The sequence below is a fragment of the Epilithonimonas sp. genome, assembly GCF_056329745.1.
Map to the genome: position 1 here is coordinate 431,705 of NZ_JBWEYV010000001.1, position 6,623 is coordinate 438,327.

The following is a 6,623-nucleotide window of genomic DNA, read 5'->3' on the forward strand; positions in this document are numbered from 1 at the left end:
AAATAAAAAGTATGTGCAACACTGTTTTAAAAAAAGAACACGAGCTAGGTCTCGGTGGTGTCCCTATCGGAACGGCCTTTGAAAATATATCAGACGAATTATCACAGGACATCCTGAAAGAAGCTTGGGATCTTGAGACCCGCTACTATGACACCTCGCCGTGGTATGGACTTACCAAAAGCGAGCGTAGGTTTGGGGAATTTCTTAAAGAAAAAAACAGGAAAGACTTTGTTTTCTCTACCAAAGTGGGTCGTCTTTTTACACCTGTCGATGCTTCTCAAGTTCCACCAACGATGTGGAAGAAACCCTTGGATTTTGATTTCAAACATATCTACACTGCGGATGCCGTCAAAAAATCCATTGAAGAAAGTTTGGAAAGAACCGGCCTGAATTATATCGACATTATTTACATTCATGATCTGTCCGAGGATCAAGTGGGCGACCGTTACGACTACTTCCTGAAACAGGCTAAGGAAGGCGCTTTCAAAGTTCTTTCAAAATTGCGTGACGAAGGCGTGATAAAAGCCTGGGGAATGGGCGTGAACAAGATTGAACCCATCCTCGACTGTCTAGAAGCCGCAGATCCCGACATTTGCCTTTCCGCTACACAATACTCCATTTTGGAGCATGAAGACGCCGTAGACAGGTTGCTTCCGGCGGTTAAAAAAGCAGGCGTAAAACTGGTTTCCGGCGCGGGTTACAACTCCGGTTTTATTTCCGGAAGACCTCGTTACAACTACAAAAATGTTATCCCAAAAGGAATGACCGAAAAACGGGAAAGAATTGCGGCTATTGCCCAACATTATAATACCGATATCATTACGGCAGCCCTGCAGTTTGTTTTGGCTGCAGACGAATTTGCATCCATCATCCCGGGTGCGAGCTCCACAAAACAGGTTGATGATAATTTCAAGGCCTGGAAATCCGAAATCCCTGTTGATTTCTGGAAAGAACTGAAATCTGAAGGATTAATCTACGAAAAAGCACAAACACCCGAATAGTATGGAATATATTAAATTAAACGACGGACACAATCTGCCACTTCTAGGCTTTGGCACTTACAAAGCCAGCGAGGAAGAAGGCATAGAATCTGTAAAACTGGCTCTTGAAAAAGGTTACAGACTGCTGGATACCGCAGCCAAATATGATAATGAAGAGGCCGTAGGTAAAGGCATCCGGGAAAGTGAAGTCCCCCGTGAGGAAATTATCCTTGCTACAAAAGTATGGCGGGAAAACCTCGGCTACGAAAGCACCAAAAAAGCATTCCAAGAATCCCTTGATAAGCTGAAATTGGATTATATAGACCTCTACCTCATCCACTGGCCGGCTAATGCCAAAAACTATGACCACTGGCAAAAAACCAATGCAGAGACCTGGCACGCTATGGAAGAGTTACAGAAAGAAGGCTTTATCAAATCAATTGGCGTCAGCAACTTTTGGCAGGAACATCTGGAGGCTCTTTTCCAGACGGCACATGTAAAACCTGCCGTTAATCAGATTGAGTTCCACCCGGGATACTGGCAACCGGATGTTACCCAATTCTGCCAAAAACATCATATTGTTATCGAAGCCTGGTCGCCCTTGGCAAGAGGAAAAGTCTTCAGCAATGACCTGTTGAAAAGCATTGCGGAAAAACATTCTAAATCTGTATCACAAATTTGTTTGCGATGGATTGTTCAGCACCAAGCCATCAGCATCCCTAAATCTACAACACCCGACAGGATCGAAGAAAACCTTCATATTTTTGATTTCAGCCTGACGGATGAAGACATGAAATCCATTAACGAGATCCCGGAAATGGGTTTTAGTGGAGAATTACCCAATAACTGGCCAGACGTTTTACCTAAAAATTAATCAAAATGACAACTAATTATTTCACAAGGTATTTTGCATTGCTGCTGCTATGCATCCTGCCATTCAGCTCAAAAGCACAAACCGGTAACAGCGGCGCGGTTTTATACAAAAACGCCAACATCATTACGGGAAATGGTAACCAACTAAAGAACAGCGATATGCTGGTTGAGAACGGTAAAATCATAAAAGTTGGGCCTAACCTATCCAGCAAAACGGCAAAAACTGTTAGCCTGAAAGGGAAAACCATCATGCCGGCACTTATCTCATCACACGTCCATATCGGGCTGTTGAAAGGCCTTACCAACTCCGGTAACCATTACACGCAGGAGAATATCATGTCACAACTTAAAAAATACCAGGATTATGGCGTGCTCAATATCCTGGTGATGGGAAGTGACCGTCCGCTCATCTTTGAAACCGGATTGCGTGACCAATCAGTTGCCGGGAAATTAGATGGTGCCAGGTTGCACAGTGCCGGATACGGATTTGGTGTCAAAAATGGTGCTCCTCCTTATGAAGTAGGCATGGACAAGGTTTACAGACCAACTTCCGCAGATCAAATACCTGCCGAAATGGACAGCCTTGTGAAAGTCCATCCGACGGTTGTTAAATTATGGGTTGATGATTTTAACGGAAAATATCCAAAAAAGATGGATCCAGCCATTTATAAAAAAATCATTGATGAGGCCCACAAACGCCACCTGAAAGTGGCAGCCCATGTTTATTACCTTTCTGACCTGCAACAGCTTGTAAAAGACGGCGTTGACATTGTAGGGCACAGCATCAGGGATCAGGTGATTGACCCTGCCACGCTGCAAATGATGAAAGCAAAAGGCGTGACCTACATCCCTACCCTTTCTCTGGATGAGTTTGCATATATCTACGCCAAAAAACCCGACTGGCTGAATAATGAATTCTTCAAAAAATCATTGGAGCCGGGTGTGTATGACAAGATTACCTCAGAAGCTTACCAAAACGAGTTAAAAAACAGTCCGCTTTTTGAAACCAATACCAAAGCTTTTGCCACAGCCCTTCAGAATGTTAAAAAAGTATATGACGCGGGTATTCCGGTGGCATTTGGAACCGATTCCGGTGCCATGTTTTTGCGTGCTCAGGGTTTTAGCGAGCATTTGGAACTTCAGTTGTTAGTAGAGGCAGGCTTATCACCACTGCAGGCTATTACGATTGCTACAAAAAATGCTGCCAAAGTAATTGGGATTGATAAAAACTACGGCACACTGCAAGCCGGTAAGGTAGCTGATTTCATTATCCTGAATGCAGATCCTTCCGTTAGTATCAAAAACACAGAACAGATCAATGCTGTTTACAAAGCCGGAAAAGAGGTTTCCAAAGGGCCTTTAGATCATTAATTTTTATTAAAGATCGTTGAAATTACGATTATTCATTATCTTTAAGGAATGAGGTGTAATTATAATTACCGAATATCAGTAATCAAATCATTTAGCAAAATATCTAAGCATGAATAATGAAAAAATAGGCTTTATCGGGTTGGGCAATATGGGTCATCCGATGGCCAAAAACCTGGAGAAAGCAGGATTTGCACTAGCCGTGTACAACAGAACTGCCGAAAAAGCACAAGATTTTGAATCCAAATCTACTGTTTGCAAAAGTATCAAGGAACTGATAGAACACTCTGACATCGTTATCACCATGCTAACCAATGACAGCTCTGTGGAGGCTGTTTACAAAGAAATCCTTGATGGTAACAACCTCAGTGGGAAACTCTTTGTGGATATGAGTACCATCTCGCAAAAAATGTCCAAAGAGGTGGGCAATGCGGTGAAGATAGAAGAAGCCTCGTTCATAGATGCTCCTGTGGCCGGCAGTACAAAACCGGCAGCAGAAGGGACGCTAATCATCATGGTTGGCGGCGAAAACAAAGACCTTGAAAGAGCTACTCCTTATCTTGAAAAGCTGGGTAAGATCAAGCATCTTGGAGAGAACGGAAAAGGCTTGGCTGCCAAAATATCCATCAACTATTTTCTGGCGATGATCTATGAAGGCTTGGCGGAAACCGTTTTACTGTCGGATCATCTGGGAATTGCAAGGGAGGCAATGCTGGACATTATCAACGAGAGTGCCAGCGGCAGCGGCGCAACCAAGGTAAAAACGCCATTGTTGATCGACAATAATTTTGCACCAGCATTTGCCCTGGACCTGATGCTGAAAGATATCCGCCTGGCCAAAGATGCCGGAGCTGATTTTCCTACCGGGTCAAGTATTTTGGACACTTACACCAAAGCCAGTGAGAAAGGTTTTGGTAAAAATGATGTTATTGGCGTCATCGATTATCTTAAGCAAAAATTTTAAATCCGCTTGATAAAAACACGAAAAAGAAAAATGAGTTATAAAAAAAAGACATTATTTCGTGGTATAGACCACATTGGCATTACCGTTCCAAACGTGAACGAAGCGTCCGCATTCTTGGTTAAGGCATTTGATGCCGAAGTTTTATATGATGTGCAACCCGAAGACGCGCCCCCTATGAAAGGAGAAGATGTAGAAAAACAGCTGGGCATCCCAAAAGGTGCCGGCATTGTACATATGCGGCTGGTACAGATTGGCGAAGGCCCTACTATTGAGCTGTTCCAGTTTGAGCATACTAAACAGCAGGCACCTTCGCACCTCCAAGACTTTGGCCTGCAGCACTTCTGCCTTTATAGTGATGATATTCATGCAGCTGCCAAACAGTTTGAAGAAGCCGGTGGTACATTACTCTCTGCCCCGCATCCATTGGCCGGTGTAGAAGATAGCCCGCACAACAGAGGTATCTATGGTAAAACGCCATGGGGAAACCTAGTAGAAATCATCACTTACCCAGACGGGCTAAAGGGTAACCTGCACCGCTGGACACCAGAGAAGTAAAATGATTGAAGATAATGCCAAGGGATGAAACAACCCACCTTCACTACAATCTTGCAAAGGATTAGTTTAATATAAGATGCTGGTGATCAAACGATTCCAATATCATGTTATTTGCTAAAAATTTAGTTTAAAAAAAAAAGTATTGCAAAAAGTGACAAAATAGAAAATACCAAAAAAGCACTACAAGCTTTGTTAACCCCTACTCGAGAGGAAGAAGGGTGTATCCAATATGATCTTCACCAAGATCTTGAAAAGCCTGAAGTTTTTATATTCTATGAAAAATGGGAGAATCGTATCCTACTGGAAAAACACCTGAAAAGTGCTCACTTACAACAATGGCGACAGCAGCAAAACGATTTGCTAGCCGTCCCCATGGAAGTTTTTATAATGGACCGGTTGTAGCCAATACTACTTTTCTTTACCCGTTTCCCGTAGGAAGGTACAGAGAAATATAGAGATCCCGATTGCTATAATAAAGAAGAAGCAAGACTGCTGGAAGATGGCATTTTTATTAACTGCCATGTCCAGCTTGGATGCAAAGAGATGCGTGAAAACTGGTGACAGCAAAGAGGTTACCCCAAATACCAGAAAATTGATGGCACCGGTAGCGCTTCCTTTAACCTTGTCAGGATTGACTTCCTTGATGGTAGAGTAAGGCAACATAGCAGCGCCAGACCCTATGCCCATAAAGAAAAGGCTGAGATGTGGCCCCATTAGTTGTGGGAGGAAGGCCAACTGCAGAAGGCACAAAATCATTACAACTGCGCCACCTGCCAATACTGGAATCCTTTTTTGAAACTTATCTGCCAGCCAGCCAAACAAAGGACAACCTATGGCCCACCCAATAGGCACAAGTGCGCAGGCCACCGTGGCTTGCTCATGAGAGAGATGCCTAGCCTGTTCCAGAAAATCGACACCCCAAATCATGGCAAAAATAGTAGTGGGTGCAAATAAAAGCCCTGAGGCAATGCCACAAAGCCAACTCTGAAAGTTGGAAAATACAATCTTATAATTAGCCAGTAAAGGCCTTTTCCTTACCTCTACAAACTCCTCTGGGTTTTCTTTTGGCGTACAAAAAAACACCAGTAAGCCTAATACCAATGCCGCACCAGCAAAAATGATCCATAGCGAATTGAAGCTGTGACCCGTGGCAAGGTAGCTGTTGCTCAACTTTTGACCTGCAGACCCCCCAAGCATCCCGAGCGTCTGCGTTACGCCAATAGCTGTTGCCAGATTTTTGCCCGAGAAAGCCTTCACCGCAAGGAATACAGCCGCAGGAAAAGCAATGGCAGAGCCCAACCCCTGTAACAATCTACCAGAGTAGCCTAACAGATAATGTGAGCTAATAAAGAGACCACAGCCCAACGCAAGAATAATGATACCCACCGCCAAGGGACTCTTGGCACCTATCCTGTCCAGCAGGAGCCCAGCAGCAAGACTACCTACGGAATAAGTAATGTAGTAGGCACTTATAATTGCACTAATCTCTGTGGTGGTGAGATTAAAATTAGATGTTAACTGTGGAATCATTACACTTGGGGAGGATCGTACGCCATACTCTAGGGCGTAGAAAAGCAAAGCCAAAATCCATGGAATGAAGAAGGGGCTTTTCAAAAAGCCTAATTGTCTATTAATTGTCATGATGAAAATTTGTATCAGGCCCAGATGCGTCAGTATTGTAGCGCATGGCCTAGCAGTATGTGATATTAGAGAAAAAGCATTGCCAAAAAAAGCATTCAAAAAAAAATCTACGCAAACATGACAATTATCATTATTTACTTACTCTATAGGCAGTAGAATCAGTTTTTTTAGGAGTTTAATAATTATATTAACCCGTAGTGCATTATAAAAAAGGTTACTCATAATACGAAAATTTCGTATAT

The 6,623-nt window shown here is 43.2% G+C and carries 7 protein-coding genes; 6 read left to right on the forward strand and 1 reads right to left on the reverse strand.

The features are described 5' to 3' along the window. Positions 1-11 precede the first annotated feature (11 nt). From AC00Y6_RS01855 to AC00Y6_RS01880, 6 genes are all read left to right on the forward strand, one after another. On the forward strand, positions 12-1,001 hold the full coding sequence (locus AC00Y6_RS01855; protein WP_474488911.1) for an aldo/keto reductase: 990 nt from the start codon (positions 12-14) through the stop codon (positions 999-1,001). A gap of 1 nt (position 1,002) precedes the next feature. Next, positions 1,003-1,854 carry an aldo/keto reductase gene (locus tag AC00Y6_RS01860; protein ID WP_474488912.1) on the forward strand — a complete coding sequence of 284 codons (852 nt, stop codon included), beginning with the start codon at positions 1,003-1,005 and terminating at the stop codon, positions 1,852-1,854. Between the two features lie 5 nt (positions 1,855-1,859). Further along, on the forward strand, positions 1,860-3,224 hold the full coding sequence (locus tag AC00Y6_RS01865; protein ID WP_474488913.1) for an amidohydrolase family protein: 1,365 nt from the start codon (positions 1,860-1,862) through the stop codon (positions 3,222-3,224). A gap of 109 nt (positions 3,225-3,333) precedes the next feature. Next, on the forward strand, positions 3,334-4,185 hold the full coding sequence (locus AC00Y6_RS01870) for an NAD(P)-dependent oxidoreductase (RefSeq protein ID WP_474488914.1): 852 nt from the start codon (positions 3,334-3,336) through the stop codon (positions 4,183-4,185). Positions 4,186-4,215: 30 nt separating this feature from the next. Further along, a complete protein-coding gene (locus tag AC00Y6_RS01875; RefSeq protein ID WP_474488915.1) occupies positions 4,216-4,740 on the forward strand; it encodes a VOC family protein in 525 nt (174 codons plus the stop codon). Between the two features lie 141 nt (positions 4,741-4,881). After that, a complete protein-coding gene (locus tag AC00Y6_RS01880) occupies positions 4,882-5,142 on the forward strand; it encodes a putative quinol monooxygenase (protein ID WP_474488927.1) in 261 nt (86 codons plus the stop codon). Positions 5,143-5,148: 6 nt separating this feature from the next. Here AC00Y6_RS01880 and AC00Y6_RS01885 read toward each other — a convergent pair whose 3' ends face one another. Beyond that, positions 5,149-6,381 carry an MFS transporter gene (locus AC00Y6_RS01885; RefSeq protein WP_474488916.1) on the reverse strand — a complete coding sequence of 411 codons (1,233 nt, stop codon included), beginning with the start codon at positions 6,379-6,381 and terminating at the stop codon, positions 5,149-5,151. Positions 6,382-6,623: the final 242 nt, after the last annotated feature.

Coding starts and splice junctions, on each gene's coding strand:
- AC00Y6_RS01885 (WP_474488916.1), bottom strand. CDS start 6,381: ATGACAATTAATAGACAATTAGGCTTTTTGAAAAGCCCCTTCTTCATT.
- AC00Y6_RS01875 (WP_474488915.1), top strand. CDS start 4,216: ATGAGTTATAAAAAAAAGACATTATTTCGTGGTATAGACCACATTGGC.
- AC00Y6_RS01855 (WP_474488911.1), top strand. CDS start 12: ATGTGCAACACTGTTTTAAAAAAAGAACACGAGCTAGGTCTCGGTGGT.
- AC00Y6_RS01870 (WP_474488914.1), top strand. CDS start 3,334: ATGAATAATGAAAAAATAGGCTTTATCGGGTTGGGCAATATGGGTCAT.
- AC00Y6_RS01860 (WP_474488912.1), top strand. CDS start 1,003: ATGGAATATATTAAATTAAACGACGGACACAATCTGCCACTTCTAGGC.
- AC00Y6_RS01865 (WP_474488913.1), top strand. CDS start 1,860: ATGACAACTAATTATTTCACAAGGTATTTTGCATTGCTGCTGCTATGC.